This is a genomic window from Neorhizobium sp. BT27B (genome assembly GCF_050455485.1).
Taxonomy (GTDB): domain Bacteria; phylum Pseudomonadota; class Alphaproteobacteria; order Rhizobiales; family Rhizobiaceae; genus Neorhizobium.
Window position 1 is genome coordinate 35,749 of the sequence record NZ_JBCIYT010000008.1, and the last position, 16,477, is coordinate 52,225.

Consider the following 16,477-nt stretch of genomic DNA (forward strand, 5'->3'; position numbering starts at 1 on the left):
ATTTCCGCGCAGTGACTTGAACCGGCGACATATTTATTGAATTCATGATCGGAGGTCATTCAATTGCGGGTCGTAGGTACTGATCCCATCAAGAGCATGAGGCAGAAATTCCTGGCGGTAGTCTGTATCGGGCAACCGATAGAAACGGCCTTAGACCGGAACGAGAGGCGTTTGCTTCATTTGACCGCCGCCAGCACGCTCTGCTCCAGCTGTTGCAGACTGAAGGGCTTCGCCAAGATCTCGATGCTCGTTAGGCACGGGAGCCGCGCAGCGAGGACGCCCCCGGTTGGTGTCCCAGCGGACCCCGTTACCGTAAGCCTGGGTGTCGCCGCCGTCCTCAAGACGCTCGAAGACATCTTCTATCCATCGCCAGCGCGACTTCACAGGGTCACCTGACGTCAGTCAATATCAGACTGGAATGACCTGTTGAAGGGCGATGGCCAAAGCGCTCATCGCGACAGGCTTGCGCACGACCGGCACGCTGGAGAAGCGATCCGGGATGCTCACGCTGTCGCGGTAGCCGGTGGCGAAGACGTAGGGGACGTTGTGACGTTCAAGCTCGACAGCGACTTCCTCCGAAGAGGTCGACCCGAGGTTGAGATCAAGCACAGCGCAGGCTGGAACCGTCTCGGCGATTCTGTCGAGCGCAGTCTCGACATCGGCAGCTACGACAACCTCCAATGCCCCCATGGTCCGGAGCAGCTCCTCGGTATCCATGGCGATAAGCGCTTGATCCTCCACCAACAGAACTCGGAGGCCTACAAGCAGTTCGTCAGCCACGGAGATGTCCGACTGCTGACCAGCTTCCCGTTCGGTGACCGCATGCAGATGTTTGCCAGGGACCATGATCCTTGCCCGGAGACCTGCGGGCGCGAAGTCGATATCGACGGTGCCGCCAAGGTCGTGCGAGATGGTCTTCTCGATCAGGTTCGATCCGAAACCGCGCCGGGTGGGCTGCACCACTTCCGGGCCGCCGCTCTCAACCCACGAGAGCTCGCAGTTTCCTTCAGCATTTATTGACCAGGAGATGTCGAGCTTGCCCGATGGAACCGACAGGCTACCGTACTTGGCGGCGTTCGTCATCATCTCGTGAAGCAGGAGGGCAAACACCCCGAAAGCGCGCTCGGTGAGCCCGACCGGATCTCCGCCGATCGTGATCCTATCCGGCATCTGGGCGAAGCGGTGCATGCCAGCCTCGGCTTCGATAAGACCGCGCAACTCGCCACCATCGGTTCCGGCAAACGATTGGTCGTGTGCGTAGGAGAGAGCCCGAAGCCGTCCCTCGAACGACTTCGCGTAATCATCAACCGAGAGAGAGTTCGCTCCCGTCTGTGTCGCGATCGACTTCACCAGCGCCAGAATGTTCTTGACGCGATGGTTCAGCTCGGAGTTCAGCAACTTCCTCTGGTCTTCAGTTTTCTCACGCTGCTCCTCGGTTGCGTCGTTGTGAGAGAGCATGACATCCCGAACGTAGCCGCGGATGGCATCGGCGACGACCAGATCCGCATCGGTCCATGGAACCGACTTGTGCCGGACATCTTCCCTCCAGGTCTCGAAGCTGCCGCGTGGTGTCAGGCGCTCGCCCGACTCGGTTAGCTCGATCTTCTTTCGGGGTTCTCCGGCCCATTCTATCTGGTGCGCCTCTTCACTGCGGAAGAAGACGAGGAAGTCCGGAGCGGAAACCGAAATCGGGATGGCGAGCATTCCAGCGACGCGGGAGCCGTAGACGTTTTCGTTTCCGGTCTCTTCTCTGAGATCCTGCGTATCCCAGATGTTGCGGCCTGCCTTCTGCGAGATCAGTTCCATGAGAGACGGAACCACGTCCTCAGGCGGTGCGACACCGAATGATGCCCATTCTCCCTGCGTCCAGAGGCCTGCGCCATCGCTCGCGATCAGCGAGGAAAATTCGCGCAGTCTAGCCCGCAGCGTCAGTTCCACTGGATCAGCCGGGTCCACGCCAGCGATGATCGCGTCGAGGCGGGCGCGTGTCCCTACGGCAGCGGCCTTTTGGGCCCGATTTTCGATGGTCGCGACGTGAAGCGAGAAGTACTGAGCGAACATCTCAGTGGCGACTCGCAACGGGATGGAAAGATGCTTCGGTGTGTTGTGATGACAAGCGATCAGTCCCCACAGCTCGCCGTCAACGACGATCGAGATCGACATCGAGGCTGCTACACCCATGTTCTGAAGGTACTCGCAATGGATCGGCGACACGCTTCGCAGGTGGGCGAACGAGAGGTCAACAGGAGCCTCTTCATCGGAGATGCTCGGCTGCAGCGGCACGGGGACGAAGGATGCGTCGCCGATCACCCGTACCCAGTTCCGGACATAGAGCTTACGGGCCTGAACAGGAATGTCGGAAACCGGGAAATGCTGCCCCATGAAGCTTTCGAGCGAACCTTCCTTCGCTTCCGCCACGACGCGACCGGCTCCGTTGTGCAGGAAGCGGTAAACCATCACGCGGTCGTATCCGAGCATGGCCCTGATCAGGCGAGCTGTCGTCCGGAACAGGCCATCAAAGTCCTTCTGCGCGTCGACGCGTTTCATCAGCGACTGGGTCAGGTGGAGGGCGACCTCGGTATCTTCCAGTGAAGCCGGGCGTTCGAATTCGAGGAATGTTCGACCTTCATAACGGTGAACGGTGATGTCTGCGGTGACACCGCTGTCAACCATGTCGGCTTTGAGCACGACGGCAGCGATCTGCCCTGAACCTGCCTTGGCTACGGCGTTGGCGACGTTATGCGCAACGCCCGCTCCGACGACGTCGGCGAGTTCCGTTCCATGATAGTCGCGGTTGGTGTCGCCAAGGAATTCGCTGACGTTGGCCGATACAAATGAGACGAGGCCCGTCTCATCGTCTACGACCACCATGGCACCGTGCGGCTGGATGGAGCCGGGGATGTGAATGGGCTCCCGATCACAGTTCGTCAGATCGACCGTGCTTCTGTCATAGCTCAACGTCCGGTACTCGCTTTCCTGTAAGGGCGTGGATCGCCGATATTTGCCACAAGCAAACCCATGTCGCAACGTCTACGAAACGGGGGGCTCCAGATCAGCCAAAGGGAATCCTTGTTAGATTTCCGGGGCGCAGCTAGTTAGAAAATCGCATGCAAACGACGGGTTACGGGATTTCGTTCCACGATAGGACGCGCTAGCTGCATAATTTCGCATTGGCGGATGAAACCTTTTCCGATGTTTCAAGTTTCAGGTGCTGGGGAATGGGGACGTGGCTGCAGGCCGCTTAATCCTGACGTAATCAAATACGAACATGGTGTCGGACGGCCGGAGATTATGACCAATTGAATGAGCTTGCCAGACCGACGGATTTCGCCGCCATCCTGATGGGGATGCCGCAGCCCTATCTTGTTCTCGACACTGATCTTGTCATCGTCGGGGCTTCCGATGCCTACCTGAGCCTGACTGAGCGCACCCGAGACGACATCGTCGGACGGAGCATTCTCGAGGCGTTCCCGGAAAACCCTGACGCGGCCGGTACAGTGGAGCAGGGGCCGCTCGAAATCTCACTCCGTCACGCACTGGCTACGGGAAAGCCGCATGAGATGGCGGTTATCCAATACGATATTCCACAGCCGGGTGGCGGCTTTACTCAGAAGTTCTGGACTCCGATCCATACTCCTGTCGCAAGGCAAGATGGCACTATCCGATACATCATCCAGAACCCGATGGACGTGACCGAGAGCGTCGTCAAGCGGCGCGAGGCGGACGCACGGCTGCGTGTTGCGCTCCATGCCGCCGATCTGGCTTCTTGGGAATACGAACCGGAAACCGACATGTGGCGCAGGAGCCATGCGGTTGACGTGATGTTCGGTTTTTATCCCGGAGAGGGCGGTCCTGTCGCGAAGCCTTATTTTGCACGAATGCATCCAGACGATCTCGGTCGCGTTCAGCAAGTCGTTGCCAGCGTTCTGGACTCGCCCGACCAGACGGCAATGAACTTCGACTACCGCATCATGCTGCCGGATGGGAAAGTCCGCCACATCAATTCGCGCGGCGAGGTGCTCCGAACTTCAAGCGGCAAGGTTCGAATGATCGGTGTGATGATGGACATGACGGCCGAACGCGACCGCGAGGCGGAACTGTCGATGGCTTTGAAAGCACAGGAGCAGCTCCTTTCCGAAGTGAACCATCGCGTCAAGAACAGCCTCCAGCTCGTGGTCAGCACTCTTCGCCTGCAGGCCCGACGGCTGGAAAACCCAGTCGTTCTGCAGGCATTCGACGAGGCGATATCTCGCGTAAGGGCTATTATCTCGGTTCATGAGCGTCTTTACAGGACCCAGAATTCGCTGACCGTCGACATGTCTGATCACATCACCAAGCTTTGCCTTGATATTGCCGGATCGACAAAGGCACGCAGGATCGAGGTCACGGCCGACGAAATATCTCTACCGACCGAACGTGCGATCCCGATATCCGTTATTCTTAACGAGTTACTGAGCTCGCCGATGCGGAACGCGCTGAAGGAAGGCGCGGCCGTCCACGTATCCCTCCGGGAAATCGCAGGTGGTCTGATGGAGCTGGAAGTGAGCGATGCCGCGCAAGGCACGCTTTCCGATCTGTCACTCAAGCTCGTAAACAGCATGGCCTCTCAGATCGACGGTACGTTCCGGCAGTTGGAGGGAGCGATCTACAATGCGACGGTGACGTTTCCGAAGGAGCGCGACTGATGCCCCTTCGTGTGTTGATTGTCGAGGACGAGATGCTGCTCGCAATGGATCTTGAGGACATGCTTCTCGATGCGGGCTACGAGGTCGTGGGCCAGGCCTCCCATATGCAACAGGCTATCACGCTCGCCGAGCAGAACGTGGGCGTGATCGACGTCGCCATCATGGACATAAACCTCGCTCGAGGAACGAACGGGGTCGAGACGGCGGCTGCCCTACGGGAGCGTTGGAACATCCCGTCGCTCTTCGTCAGCGGGAACCTGGATGAGCGGACGCGGGAAGCCGCCCTGCCACTCGGACCGCTCGGCTTTGTGGGGAAGCCGTATTCCGAGAGGGAGGTACTCTCCTCTCTCCGCCAACTCGCGGTCTGTGACTGAATTTTCGGCAACCGCATATCTTTTGCAAAAGCCTCTTCACATAAGTTTTGCTATCAGAAATCGGAGCGCCGTGCGAACATGGGCGCTGATATAACGGCTAATACCGGAAAGACGATGGTCGATGGATCAGCGAACCAGACCTTCAACGCCACTCGCTTCTCTGTCCAAAGCTCTCGCGACGATCGCCCGGGCCCGAACGGTTGAGGCTGCCATTGAGACTGTTCGAGAGACCTCCCGGTCAGTGATCGGCTGCGACGGTATCGCGATAATCTTCAAGGATGGCGACCTCTGTCACTACGTCGAAGAAGATGCCATCGGCCCGCTTTGGAAGGGACAGAAGTTTCCTTCGATCGCCTGCGTCAGCGGCTGGTCGATGAGCAACAGGGCAACGGCGGTCATTCCTGACGTGACGAAAGATGACCGGATCCCTTACGAGCTCTATGCGGGAACCTTTGTCCGCGCGATGGCAATGGCGCCCGTCCGATCGGAGAACCCTGTCGGGGCGATTGGCGTATATTGGTCGCAGCCTTACACACCTGCTGACTGGGAGGTTGAGGCGCTCGAGGCGCTTGCCGAGGCCGCCGCTACCGCCCTGGAGAATGCCGCCTTCATCGAGTCCATGGCTTCGTCCAGGGTGCCAGCCAAGATTGACGTTGAGACGTCTGGTGAGGACTTCGCACACGATATCGAACGGGTTGCCGGGATCGCAGCCGTGCCGACGATGCTGGACGTTGTCCTGCGTATGACGGAAATGGGTTTCGCCGCGGTCGCGCGCGTCACCGAGAGCCGCTGGGTCGCTTGCCAGGTTCTCGACCCGGTCGGCTTCGGGCTAAAGCCCGGCGACGAACTTCCGATCGAGAGCACTCTCTGCAACGAGATTCGCAGTCATCGCCAGACGATCGTGTTCGATGATGCAGCGGAAGATCCGCAGTACCGGGATCATCATACCCCACGTATCTACGGTCTCCGCAGCTACATCTCGGAGCCTATCATTCTGGAGAACGGTGCCTTTTGGGGCACGCTGTGCGCCATCGACCCCAACCCTGCCAAGCTAAAGAACCCCGCAGTGCTGGGGGCATTCAAGCTATTCGCGGAATTGATCGCCCATCATCTGGATGCCGGGAAGAGGCTGGAGACAAGCAGTGCAGCGCTCGAGCAGGAACGGGCGCTTGCCGAACTACGCGAACAGTTCATCGCCGTGCTTGGTCACGATCTGCGCAACCCGATCGCGGCGATCGATGCGGGAACGACCAGGCTGCTGAGGGATGGATGGACCGACCGCAGTCCGGTCATCCTCAAGCTTATGAAGGCGAGCCTGTCCCGGATGTCAGGGCTGGTGGAGAACGTGATGGACCTTGCCCGGGCACGCATGGGGGACGGACTATCGCTTTCGTTATCAGAGGACGATCTTGCTCGAACGTTGCAGCATGTCATCGATGAGGTGCAGGTAGCCAATCCAGACCGTGAGATCACGGCATCCCTGAACGTTCCGGAAATTGTCTCCGTCGACCATCTTCGTCTGGCGCAGATGGTTTCGAACTTGTTGTCAAATGCAATCACTCATGGCGCACAGGATCAGCCGATCACGATCCGTGCTGAGGCAAGCGACGGGACGCTTGAGATCTGCGTGACCAACGGCGGAACGCCAATTGAAAAATCGCAGATCGACAAGCTCTTTCTGCCATTCAGGCGTGGCGAGGGCAAGTCCGGCACGCAGGGGCTTGGTCTTGGTCTCTACATCGCTTCGCAGATCGCGCAGGCCCATGCAGGGCGGATCGACGTAAGTTCAAACGAAGAGCAGACATGCTTCACCTTACGTATGCCGATGATTGCCGGAACCAGAGTTCGCTAAACCGGTCAGCATACGGTGTGTTCTTTGCAAGTTTCTGGTTGAGGTCGTGGGCTCACGAGTCGAGAGACCAGTTCCCGCCTCACGGCCTCCGTCAAACGGTGATTGCTCAAACGCCATGCCCCTCCCGCGAACGACCATTTACCGTCCATCCGGAGTTGCGGAAACGTCTGGTCTGTTATCAGTGACAATCAACAGGTAAGCCCCAGCGTGTATGCACCAGCTGCTTTTGGCCGCCGGCCGCGTTACCAACGATCTGCCCCATTTGGTCGGGGTTCGTCTGATAGGCGAGCATGCGCCAGCAGCCGGGATCAGTGAAGGATGTCATGTCCATCACCATCGAGGACGAAACCGGGCCGGCCAATATCGTCGTCTGGCCATCGCTGGTCGAGAAACGCCGTCGCATCGTGCTCGGCTCCAGTATGATGGTAATCAATGGCCGCATCCAACGCGAAGGCGAGGTCGTGCATCTGGTCGCGCAGCAGCTGTTCGATTTGACCGCTGATCTGTCAGGCCTGGCGGACCGGGATGCCGAGTTCAAGATGCCGGCGGGCAGAGGTGATGAGTTTGCTCATGGTGGTGGGCCGGATCCACGCGACAAGCCCAAGCCCGTGCTGACCCCTCGGGATATGTTCGTGCGCGATCTTCATATCGATACGCTGAAGGTGAAGGCTCGGAATTTTCAGTGAAATCTGATTTCTAACAATGGTCGGTTCCGATCCCATCCACAGCTTAAGGCGACATCAACATCTACAGCCACGCAGTCCGCCGCGCGTATTGACGGTAACCATGCTGTGCGCGACCAGTGGCGCGGTCGTGAAATAATCGCTCGACTTAGCCATTTTTCCGTGCTCACTTATTCGGTAGGGTCCTGCTCGCTTCTTCATAACGTTAGATTTCCAGCTGAGCGTGATCTCTCCTCGCGCAACCAGGGCATCCACCGACTCGTGTACCATTGACATATACTCACGCCACTTAAACGGGGAGTTCTGGTCGTTTGCAAGGGTGCGTGCAACTTCGCTCGGGCACGTTGTGCCGTTAGGTCGATCTGCGACACATCTCAAGATCGTCGATACAACATGCACGCTCATGGCTCAGCTTCAACCTCTGGGAACGCGTTCAGGTCAACCACGGCGAATAAAGGTTTCGTCTAGTAAGCATCAGCGCCGGCCAGACATCAAACTACAAATGCTGTGATGATGGCCCTCGTGGGCGTGTCCGATATCACGGTAAGCAAAACTGCCGGCACTTGGTGGAGTTTTGCTCTCTCTGAAGCCGACGAAAATGGAGCTGGTCGGCTTTAAAACCGACCAACCTGTTACATCCGGACGGCCTCGATTATTCGTCGTCGTACTCGGCTGCGGCAGCGTTCACCGAGTCCTCAGCGAGTTCCGTAAGATTGGCGTCGGCAGCTTTCTCCTGGGCAAGGATGTCATCAATGTGCTGCTTGGCTTCATCCATACCTAGAGCGTCCGCGAAAGCACGCATCGAACCGTAACGTGTGATCTCATAGTGCTCGATCGCCTGGCAGCTGAAGATGATCGCGGCGTCCGCAGCGACGCTTGTGCCGAAATCCTCAAGCAGGCTTTCGCTTTCTTCAAGAATGCCGTCGATAGCATCACACTTTTCAGCTTTGGCGCGTTTGCCGAGAAGCTCGAAAATCGCTTCGAGTTTTTCGATCTGGCCGGCTGTTTCATCACGATGCGAGGTCAGTGCCTCAACGAGTTCAGGATGATCGGCTGCCTTGATCATCTTTGGCAAAGACTTATAGATCTTTTTTTCGGCGTAGTAGATGTCGCCAAGTGCGTGCTCAAAGAGGTCAGAGAGGCTCTTGACGTCCTTTTGAGAGGCCCGTGTTTCTTTGCGAGCCGCGGCCTTGGTGGCCACCGCTTGCGCACGCTTCTTGCGCGTTTCGGTATTGGCAGTACCGCTCTTTGTCCCAGAGGCGCGCGCGGTCTTCTTTGCGACATTCTTAGAAGCCTTGTCATCCTTGGTGGACTTGTCGGCAGTAGCCATCGTGTTCTCTCCCTTGTGATGCCATGGAATAGGCGGGACAGAACGAGGGCGGTCAGCCAAGGTTCCGAACAATGTCAGCGGGGTCATTAATCGGCCCGGTCAACTCGCTCGGCGTCCGCTAGTAAGAACATGCGCAGCGGCTTTCAATGTCGTTTCGATCGCATTCCTCCAACCCCCGTCACAGACTCACGTGGAATCCAAGAGGTCCGGAAGTCGGAACCTTTCCCAACCTGAAGTGTTCTCCAGGTGCATTCAAAACGGTGCAGGATTTGGGAGTAAGACTATGAAAAAAATTGCTTTTGGCGTTGTCGCCGCACTTCTTTCCGCAAGCGCCGCCATCGCGCAGACCGAAGCACCGAAGACCACGCAGACGACACCTGCGGTCTCGAATTCGGGCGAGCAGAACCCGGGTGCGCCCGTGGCTGGCAAGAACAGCTTTACCGAAGCCCAGGCGAAATCCCGCATCGAAGAAGCTGGTTACACAGACGTATCGGGTCTCAAGCTCGACGATCAGGGTGTCTGGCGTGCGATGGGCAGCAAGGATGGCAAGCACGGCAACGTCGCGCTCGACTTCCAGGGCAACATCACGATGGCTCAGTAAGCCAGCTCTTCCAACAACAAAAACAAAACGACGAGGAAACCCCCAATGCCTACGATTACAGGTCTCTACGACTCCTACGACGATGCCCGCGCTGCCGTGAAGGCTCTCGAAGATGCAGGCGTTCCGTCCGATCACATCAGCATCATCTCGAACAAGGATGGCAAGGAAGATATCGAAGGGCAGGGTAACAACGCTGCCGAAGGTGCGGGTACTGGCGCTGGTATCGGCGCTGTCGCCGGCGGCGCGGGTGGTCTCCTGACAGGCCTCGGCTTGATGGCGATTCCCGGCGTGGGTCCTGTCGTGGCCGCAGGCTGGCTCGCAGCTACCGCTGTCGGGGCTGTCGCTGGTGCTGTTGCTGGCGGCGCTGTCGGTGGCATCGTCGGCGCGATGATCGAATCTGGCGTGAAAGAGGAAGACGCTCACGTCTATGCTGAAGGTGTTCGTCGCGGCGGCGCGGTAGTCGCTGCCAAGGTCGAAGAAGACAAGGTTGCCGCTTCCGAGGCTATCCTTCGCAGCACCCGGTCGGTCGATCTCACTGCCCGCCGCCAGGCCTACACCACTGAAGGCTGGTCACGTTTCGATGACGCCGCGGATCCCTATACGGCCGATCAGATCGCAGCAGAGCGTGGTCGCTACGGTCCAGACCCCCGCGCCTGACGCTGACTGATATTGCCAAGCTTCAAGGCTACTCGAGAGAGTGGCCTTTTTGCATTTGGGAACCTCAGAATTCATCGGTGGGCAGGTCCTCAATTCGGGCGTCTCTCGGCGGCGGAGAAATGCGGACGAAAGCGAGCGTTCCCAGCGCAACAGTGGTAAAATACCTGACTGTAATCGCCGTTGTCGCCTCTGGTAAAAATCACCCTGGCATCTACATTAGTGTTGAGAATACGCCGTTTGGCTATCAACAATTGAAAAGCGTTCTGCCGTCTGCTTCAGCATTACCCGGAAGCGCATTCCAGAATGATAATACTGGAGAGCTTCTTCCTATGCTCGAGTTGACGTCCGACCTGGATCAAAAACCTTCGGTGCCGTTTTGGAATGAGTCCGATCGTCTGGCCGCGATCGAGCGCTACACGATACTCGACAGTGGCCGGGAAGAGGCTTTTGATGATGTGGCCGAGTTGGCTGCGGATATCCTCGAAGCGCCCATTGCCGTGGTCAACTTTATCGCTGCCGATCGCCAATGGTTCAAGGCGGAGGTTGGCATCGGCACGGACACCCTCCCGCTCGATGTGTCCATCTGTCGGCACGCAATCATGCAGCCGGGCGTTCTTGTTGTGCCGGACCTCACGCAGGACCATCGCTTCAGAGGCAATCCGCTGATCCACATCGCCGACGGCCTGCGCTTCTACGCAGGCGCCGTTCTAGAGACGCCTGACGGCATACCGCTCGGCACGGTTTGCGTCCTGGATCGGAAGAGCAGGCCGCAGGGTATCAGCGAGCGGCAGAAACGCGCGCTTGAGGTGCTCGCCAAACAAACCATGGCGCGGCTAGAGCTCAGGCGATCGGAAAGTACCGCGCGGGCCGAGCGAGCGCGGGCCGAGAAGCATGCCCGTCGCCTTTCACTTGTCGCCAAAGCGTCGCCGATCCTGCTCGGGGCGGATGATCAGGTTGAGGCTGTGCGAACCTTATTCTTGCTTGTTGCAGACGAGTTTGGCCTAGACGTAGCTTTTCACTACCAGTGCGGCGACGGTGCGCTCAAGTTGATCACAGCAGTTGGGCTGACGCCGGAGCAGGAGCAAGCCGCGGCTCGGATTGAATTTGGCCAAACTGTCTGTGGGATTGTCGCGGTTAATCGTGCAGCGATGCACGTTACCGAAATTCAAACATCCGTTGTGGCGCACGCAGTATTCCTGAGGGTGTTGGGCCTCGATACCTATTTTAGCGCGCCGCTGCTCGCTGGGGGCGATCTGCTTGGCACTGTCTCATTTGGTCGTCGGGGTAAACCTTTCTCGCCAGGAGAACTCAACGCGCTGAGCGCAATCGCCGCCCAGCTCGCAACTGCGATCGAGCGTGGACATGCCGAGGAAGCCCTGCGCGAGAGCGAAGCTCGCCAGGCATTCCTGCTCTCGCTTTCTGACGCCATGCGGGTGCTCAAGACGCCGAAGGAAATCGCCGCGGTCGCGGCTGAGCGACTCGGTGAGCGTTTCAATCTCAGCCGGGTGTTCTATGCGGAGTATTTCGGCAGCCTCATGAAGATTGAGCGCGACTATACGCGCGGTGTCGATTCGATCGTAGGCGAACACGATCTTGCGGCGTTCGGACCGGAGCTGCTGCGCGCCTATCATGAGTTTCCGGTCGTCAAGGTCGACGATGTCCAGACAGATACGAGGTTCAATGAAGACGCTCGGGCCGGGCTCAGGGCCAGGCAAGTCGGCGCCTACCTTGATGTCGTCCTGTTCGAGGATGAGAATTGGGTCAGCTTGTTGGCCTTGCAGAGCACCTTTCCTCGTGCATGGACGACGTCAGAGGAAGGCCTGTTTCGCGAGGTGGCAGAGCGCGTCAGAGCAGCAAGCGAGCGCGCCCGCGCCGAGGATAGCCTTCGTGAGCTTAACGACACGTTGGAGCGGCGGGTGGCCGAAACCAGCGCAGAGCGCGACCAGATTTGGCGCCATAGCCTAGACTTGCTCTCGGTGATTGATCTGACCCGTGCAACGTTCGACACGGTCAATCCCGCCTGGACGGCAGCGCTTGGTTGGACGGCGGACGAGGTCGTGGGCCGGCCATTTGCGCAATTTGCTCATCCCGACGACGCAGAGGCAATCGCACACGCCCTTGAGCTTGTGCGGAACGGCGTATCGGTCACGCGCTTTGAAAACCGCTACCGGACCCGAGATGGCGCATGGCGCTGGCTATCGTGGGTCGCGGTGCCGGAAAGCGGCAAGCTTTATTCGATAACGCGCGACGTTACCGACGATAAAGCACGCCAAACTGAGCTAGAGGTCGCACAAGACGCGCTCCGGCAATCGCAGAAGATGGAGGCGATGGGCTTGCTCACTGGCGGCGTCGCGCACGACTTCAATAATCTGCTAACGCCTATAGTCGGCACCCTTGATCTGCTCCAGCGCAGGGGGGTGGGGAGTGAGCGAGAGCAGCGTTTGATAGCAGGGGCAGTGCAGTCCGCCGAACGCGCGAAGACTTTGGTTCAGCGGCTGCTCGCTTTCGCCCGACGTCAGCCGCTTCAGTCGGTGCCAGTCGATGTCGCTCAGCTCGTCGCGGGAATGGGTGAACTCATCGCAAGCACGACGGGTCCGCAGATTAGGGTTGTGGTCGAGGTGCCGGAGGACCTTCCACCTGCAAAAGCTGATCCGAACCAACTCGAGATGGCGCTCTTGAATCTTGCGGTGAACGCACGCGACGCAATGGGGGAGAACGGCGGTAAGCTGCGAATTTCTACCAGAGTGGAAAATGTTTTGTCGGGTCATCGAACAAACCTTCCGGCCGGTGATTATATCTGCGTGTCCGTCGCAGATACTGGAGCAGGCATGGACGAGGCGACGCTTGCTCGCGCAATTGAGCCATTTTTCTCGACCAAGGGCGTGGGGAAGGGTACGGGCCTTGGTCTATCGATGGTACATGGACTTGCGTCCCAGCTTGGCGGCGCACTCACCATCCAGAGTTGCCTCGGACTGGGAACCAATGTTGAACTGTGGTTGCCACTGAGCGCTGCTACTCCGGAAACCGCCGACACCGTTGCTGATTTGCTCGAGGTGCCACACACTTGCGGGACCGCACTCCTTGTCGACGACGAGGACCTGGTGCGGATGAGCACGGCAGATATGCTCGGCGACTTGGGCTACGCGGTCATCGAGGTGGCTTCCGGCGAGGAAGCTCTCCATCTGATCAAGTCTGGGACGCACTTTGATCTTCTTGTGACCGACCATCTGATGCCTGGCATCAGCGGGACCGATCTGGCTCGGGAAGTAAGGAGCGTAAAGCCTGACGCACCCGTTATTCTGGTTTCTGGCTATGCCGATAACGAGGGCGTGGATCCCGATATTCCGCGCCTGACGAAACCCTTCCGCATAGACGAACTGGCGACGATGCTCGCGCAACTGGCGACCACAATCTGACCTCCGTTTGAGGAAGTGCTGGTTTGTCAGGTCCTCAAGCTATCACCGCCTAGCGGTATTCAGGACAGCCCCTGCCATGCCGGAAATCAGACCTTTGTTCGGATTGAAATTGGTTGATAGCAAGTCACTTGAACGACGGGTCGCAGGTTCGGCTCCGCTCAAGCGCTTGATACTTGATTATCGACGTCGTTCGTCAATCAGCGCATTTGACTGCAAAGTGCCGAAACTTGATGTTTATCTGCATCAGGAATTCCGATATGCATGTCTGATTGTGATATGCAGGCTCGCTCCATGAACCCGAAATTTCTTGTGATAGACCCCGAGAAGGATATCGCCGCCATCAAGGGCGTTTCATCCTTGCCACGTATCAAGCTCTTGAAGGAGTTGTCGAAGCGACCCGGCATCAATATCAACGACTTGGCGCAAGCGGCAAACCTCCCGCAGTCTTCCGTCTCGACGCACTTGCAGGTCCTCGAAAAGGCCGGGCTGGTGAGGATCGAAGTCCAGAAAGCGCGCAAAGGCAACCAGAAAATCTGTTTTGCCATCTATGACGAACTCATCGTCACCTTCCAGCCGAAAACGCAGGAACTGGCATCCGACCTGATCGAGGTGTCGATGCCGCTCGGGCTTTACACAAACAACGCCGTTACAGCCCCCTGCGGCATCTGCTCGACGGAGGGTATCATCGGCCTCCTCGATGTTCCGGAAACCTTCATGGATCCGGAGCGGATGAAGACGAGCCTCCTGTGGTTCACCAGCGGTTTCGTCGAATACCAGTTCCCGAATAATGCCAAGCTGCGCGGCGATGCGATAGAAGCCGTTGAAATCGTGATGGAAGTCAGCTCGGAAGTGCCGGGAACGCTTCCCAATTGGCCATCAGATATCGTGCTTTCCATCAATGGTCACGAAATCGGCGTTTGGACATCGCCGGGCGATTTCGGCGACCGGCGCGGGACCTATACGCCCGACTGGTGGAAGCTGAAGGGGTCTCAATACGGCATGCTTAAAACATGGTCGGTGACGGAGGCCGGGACCTATGTGGACGGCTTGAGAATTTCCGATGTGGCGACCTCCTATCTTGCTCTCGACGAACATCGGTCCATCCGTATTCGGGTTGAAGTCAAGGCCGACGGCAAGCATCCAGGCGGCATCAACATCTTCGGCAAGGGTTTTGGAAACTATGAGCAGGATCTGCTGTTGCGCCTGAAAACCAAGCAATAAGTCAGATCGTCGGTCTGCAATCCGCCTGTTTTTGCTGCGGTGCATCACAATTTCCCCATTGACTTCATCGGCCATCTCTAATGAGTATATCGAAAAATACGATTTATATCGTTTATTTGATTGCTTCTGGGAGGAACAAGCATGAAGGCACGCATCGCCGTTCACCGCGATTTCAAGATCAGCGATATCGATCAACGGCTGTATTCGGCCTTCATCGAACATATGGGCCGCGCGATCTATGGCGGTATTTATGAGCCCGGGCATCCCAAGGCTGATGCCAATGGTTTTCGTACCGATGTCCTGAAATTCGTTCAGGATTTGAAAATTCCGGCCATCCGGTATCCGGGCGGAAATTTCGTATCAGCCTATCGCTGGGAAGATGGTATCGGCCCGCGCGATCAGCGTCCGGTCCGTCTGGATCTCGCCTGGCGCTCTAAGGAAACCAACCAGATCGGCATCAATGAATTTTCCGAGTGGGCGGATATGGCCGGCATCGAGATGATGCTGGCGGTGAACCTCGGCTCGCGCGGATTGGAAGATGCACGCAACTTCCTCGAATATGTAAATTTCCCATCGGACACGAAGTGGAGCGACCTGCGCCGCTCGCATGGCCGCAAGGACGGTTACGACGTCAAGATGTGGTGCCTCGGCAACGAGATGGATGGCCCCTGGCAGATAGGCCACAAGGTGGCAACCGAATACGGACGTCTCGCCAATGAAACCGCCAAGGCGTTCAAGGGTTTTGACAGCACGATCGAGGCGATCGTCTGCGGCAGTTCCAACGACGGGATGGCAACCTACCCGGAATGGGAACGCGAGGTTCTCGAGGAATGCTACGAGAATGTCGATTACATCTCGCTGCACAAATATTTCGGCAATTCCAGCAAGGATACGCTGAATTACTTTGGCAAGATCGAGGAAACCGGCCGTTACATCCAGACGATTGCCGGCACGATTGATTACGTCAAATCGAAGAAGCGCGCCAAGAACGACGTCCATATCTGCTTCGATGAATGGAATGTCTGGTATCATATCCGCGAGGAAGACAGTCATCGCTGGCGCACCTGGGACTGGCCGGAAGCACCAGCGCTGCTGGAAGAAACCTACAATTTCGAGGACGCGCTTTTCGTCGCCGGCCTGCTCAACGAGTTCATCCGCCGCTCCGACCGTGTCCGCATCGCCTGCATCGCGCAGCTGGTCAATGTGATTGCGCCCATCCGCGCCGAAAAGAACGGTCCTGCATGGCGCCAGACGATCTATCACCCCTATCGTTTTGCCTCGATCTTCGGTCGTGGCGAGGCGCTGCGTGTGGCGGTCGATGCGCCGACCTATGATTGCCAGGTGGCCGACGATGTTTCCTATCTCGATGTCGCGGCGGTGCGTAACCGGGACGAAGGCCTGCTGACGCTGTTCGTGGTCAACCGCCACCTGACGGAAAAGGCGGAGCTTGATGTCAGCCTCACCGGGTTTGCCGACATTTCCTTGTATGAACATCATGCCATGGAGGGATATAATCTCACCGACACAAACGGCCCGGACAAGCCGGATCACGTCGTACCGAAGGCGGGCAATGGCGTCGGCGTCGAGGACGGAAATCTGAAGGGCGCGATCGCCCCGCTGTCCTATCACGTTTTCCGTCTGAAGGTTTCGTGAGGTCC

Annotated in this window: 12 protein-coding genes and 1 pseudogene; 9 read left to right on the forward strand and 4 right to left on the reverse strand. The window is 57.9% G+C overall.

Annotated features, from left to right (window positions below):
• Window positions 1–408: 408 nt before the first annotated feature.
• A complete protein-coding gene (locus tag AAIH70_RS20740; RefSeq protein ID WP_430035318.1) occupies window positions 409–2,958 on the reverse strand; it encodes an HWE histidine kinase domain-containing protein in 2,550 nt (849 codons plus the stop codon).
• Between the two features lie 341 nt (window positions 2,959–3,299).
• Here AAIH70_RS20740 and AAIH70_RS20745 point away from each other — a divergent pair, with 341 nt between their 5' ends.
• The 3 genes from AAIH70_RS20745 to AAIH70_RS20755 all read left to right on the forward strand — a co-directional run bounded on the left by AAIH70_RS20745 (window position 3,300) and on the right by AAIH70_RS20755 (window position 6,911).
• Entirely contained in the window at window positions 3,300–4,685 is a 1,386-nt protein-coding gene (locus AAIH70_RS20745; protein ID WP_430035320.1) for a sensor histidine kinase, read from the forward strand.
• Window positions 4,685–5,059: a response regulator gene (locus tag AAIH70_RS20750; RefSeq protein ID WP_430035322.1), complete on the forward strand. Its 375-nt coding sequence runs from the start codon at window positions 4,685–4,687 to the stop codon at window positions 5,057–5,059. The genes AAIH70_RS20745 and AAIH70_RS20750 overlap by 1 nt, the downstream gene beginning before the upstream one ends.
• A 121-nt stretch (window positions 5,060–5,180) precedes the next feature.
• Window positions 5,181–6,911 (forward strand): GAF domain-containing sensor histidine kinase, encoded by a 1,731-nt coding sequence (locus tag AAIH70_RS20755; RefSeq protein ID WP_430035324.1) that lies wholly within the window; start codon window positions 5,181–5,183, stop codon window positions 6,909–6,911.
• A 178-nt stretch (window positions 6,912–7,089) separates the two neighbouring features.
• Here AAIH70_RS20755 and AAIH70_RS20760 read toward each other — a convergent pair whose 3' ends face one another.
• Window positions 7,090–7,236, reverse strand: coding sequence for a hypothetical protein (locus tag AAIH70_RS20760; protein ID WP_165932174.1), 147 nt, complete (start codon window positions 7,234–7,236; stop codon window positions 7,090–7,092).
• Between AAIH70_RS20760 and AAIH70_RS20765 the strand changes: the two are divergent.
• Window positions 7,202–7,597: pseudogene (locus AAIH70_RS20765) on the forward strand (OB-fold nucleic acid binding domain-containing protein); the annotation flags it as partial. The gene AAIH70_RS20760 and the pseudogene AAIH70_RS20765 overlap by 35 nt on opposite strands.
• Window positions 7,598–7,651: 54 nt before the next feature.
• On the opposite strand, the gene AAIH70_RS20770 reads toward AAIH70_RS20765, so the two are convergent.
• Together AAIH70_RS20770 and AAIH70_RS20775 are read right to left on the reverse strand one after the other, a co-directional pair.
• Complete coding sequence (locus AAIH70_RS20770) at window positions 7,652–7,999, reverse strand: DUF3253 domain-containing protein (RefSeq protein WP_430035326.1); 348 nt, start codon at window positions 7,997–7,999, stop codon at window positions 7,652–7,654.
• Between the two features lie 247 nt (window positions 8,000–8,246).
• Window positions 8,247–8,924, reverse strand: coding sequence for a ferritin-like domain-containing protein (locus tag AAIH70_RS20775; protein WP_132281278.1), 678 nt, complete (start codon window positions 8,922–8,924; stop codon window positions 8,247–8,249).
• Between the two features lie 283 nt (window positions 8,925–9,207).
• On the opposite strand from AAIH70_RS20775, the gene AAIH70_RS20780 reads away from it, so the two are divergent.
• The 5 genes from AAIH70_RS20780 to AAIH70_RS20800 all read left to right on the forward strand — a co-directional run bounded on the left by AAIH70_RS20780 (window position 9,208) and on the right by AAIH70_RS20800 (window position 16,472).
• On the forward strand, window positions 9,208–9,525 hold the full coding sequence (locus AAIH70_RS20780; RefSeq protein WP_132281281.1) for a PepSY domain-containing protein: 318 nt from the start codon (window positions 9,208–9,210) through the stop codon (window positions 9,523–9,525).
• Window positions 9,526–9,570: 45 nt separating this feature from the next.
• Window positions 9,571–10,182 (forward strand): general stress protein, encoded by a 612-nt coding sequence (locus AAIH70_RS20785; protein WP_430035328.1) that lies wholly within the window; start codon window positions 9,571–9,573, stop codon window positions 10,180–10,182.
• Window positions 10,183–10,301: 119 nt separating this feature from the next.
• A complete protein-coding gene (locus AAIH70_RS20790; RefSeq protein ID WP_430035330.1) occupies window positions 10,302–13,598 on the forward strand; it encodes a GAF domain-containing protein in 3,297 nt (1,098 codons plus the stop codon).
• Window positions 13,599–13,889: 291 nt separating this feature from the next.
• On the forward strand, window positions 13,890–14,819 hold the full coding sequence (locus tag AAIH70_RS20795) for an ArsR/SmtB family transcription factor (RefSeq protein ID WP_132281290.1): 930 nt from the start codon (window positions 13,890–13,892) through the stop codon (window positions 14,817–14,819).
• A gap of 141 nt (window positions 14,820–14,960) precedes the next feature.
• A complete protein-coding gene (locus tag AAIH70_RS20800) occupies window positions 14,961–16,472 on the forward strand; it encodes an alpha-N-arabinofuranosidase (RefSeq protein ID WP_430035332.1) in 1,512 nt (503 codons plus the stop codon).
• Window positions 16,473–16,477 lie beyond the last annotated feature (5 nt).

Bases quoted from the DNA above. Each gene is read 5' to 3' on its own strand.
- AAIH70_RS20750 (WP_430035322.1), top strand. From the start codon at position 4,685: ATGCCCCTTCGTGTGTTGATTGTCGAGGACGAGATGCTGCTCGCAATG.
- AAIH70_RS20755 (WP_430035324.1), top strand. From the start codon at position 5,181: ATGGATCAGCGAACCAGACCTTCAACGCCACTCGCTTCTCTGTCCAAA.
- AAIH70_RS20760 (WP_165932174.1), bottom strand. From the start codon at position 7,236: ATGACATCCTTCACTGATCCCGGCTGCTGGCGCATGCTCGCCTATCAG.
- AAIH70_RS20770 (WP_430035326.1), bottom strand. From the start codon at position 7,999: ATGAGCGTGCATGTTGTATCGACGATCTTGAGATGTGTCGCAGATCGA.
- AAIH70_RS20775 (WP_132281278.1), bottom strand. From the start codon at position 8,924: ATGGCTACTGCCGACAAGTCCACCAAGGATGACAAGGCTTCTAAGAAT.
- AAIH70_RS20780 (WP_132281281.1), top strand. From the start codon at position 9,208: ATGAAAAAAATTGCTTTTGGCGTTGTCGCCGCACTTCTTTCCGCAAGC.
- AAIH70_RS20785 (WP_430035328.1), top strand. From the start codon at position 9,571: ATGCCTACGATTACAGGTCTCTACGACTCCTACGACGATGCCCGCGCT.
- AAIH70_RS20790 (WP_430035330.1), top strand. From the start codon at position 10,302: ATGCGGACGAAAGCGAGCGTTCCCAGCGCAACAGTGGTAAAATACCTG.
- AAIH70_RS20795 (WP_132281290.1), top strand. From the start codon at position 13,890: ATGAACCCGAAATTTCTTGTGATAGACCCCGAGAAGGATATCGCCGCC.
- AAIH70_RS20800 (WP_430035332.1), top strand. From the start codon at position 14,961: ATGAAGGCACGCATCGCCGTTCACCGCGATTTCAAGATCAGCGATATC.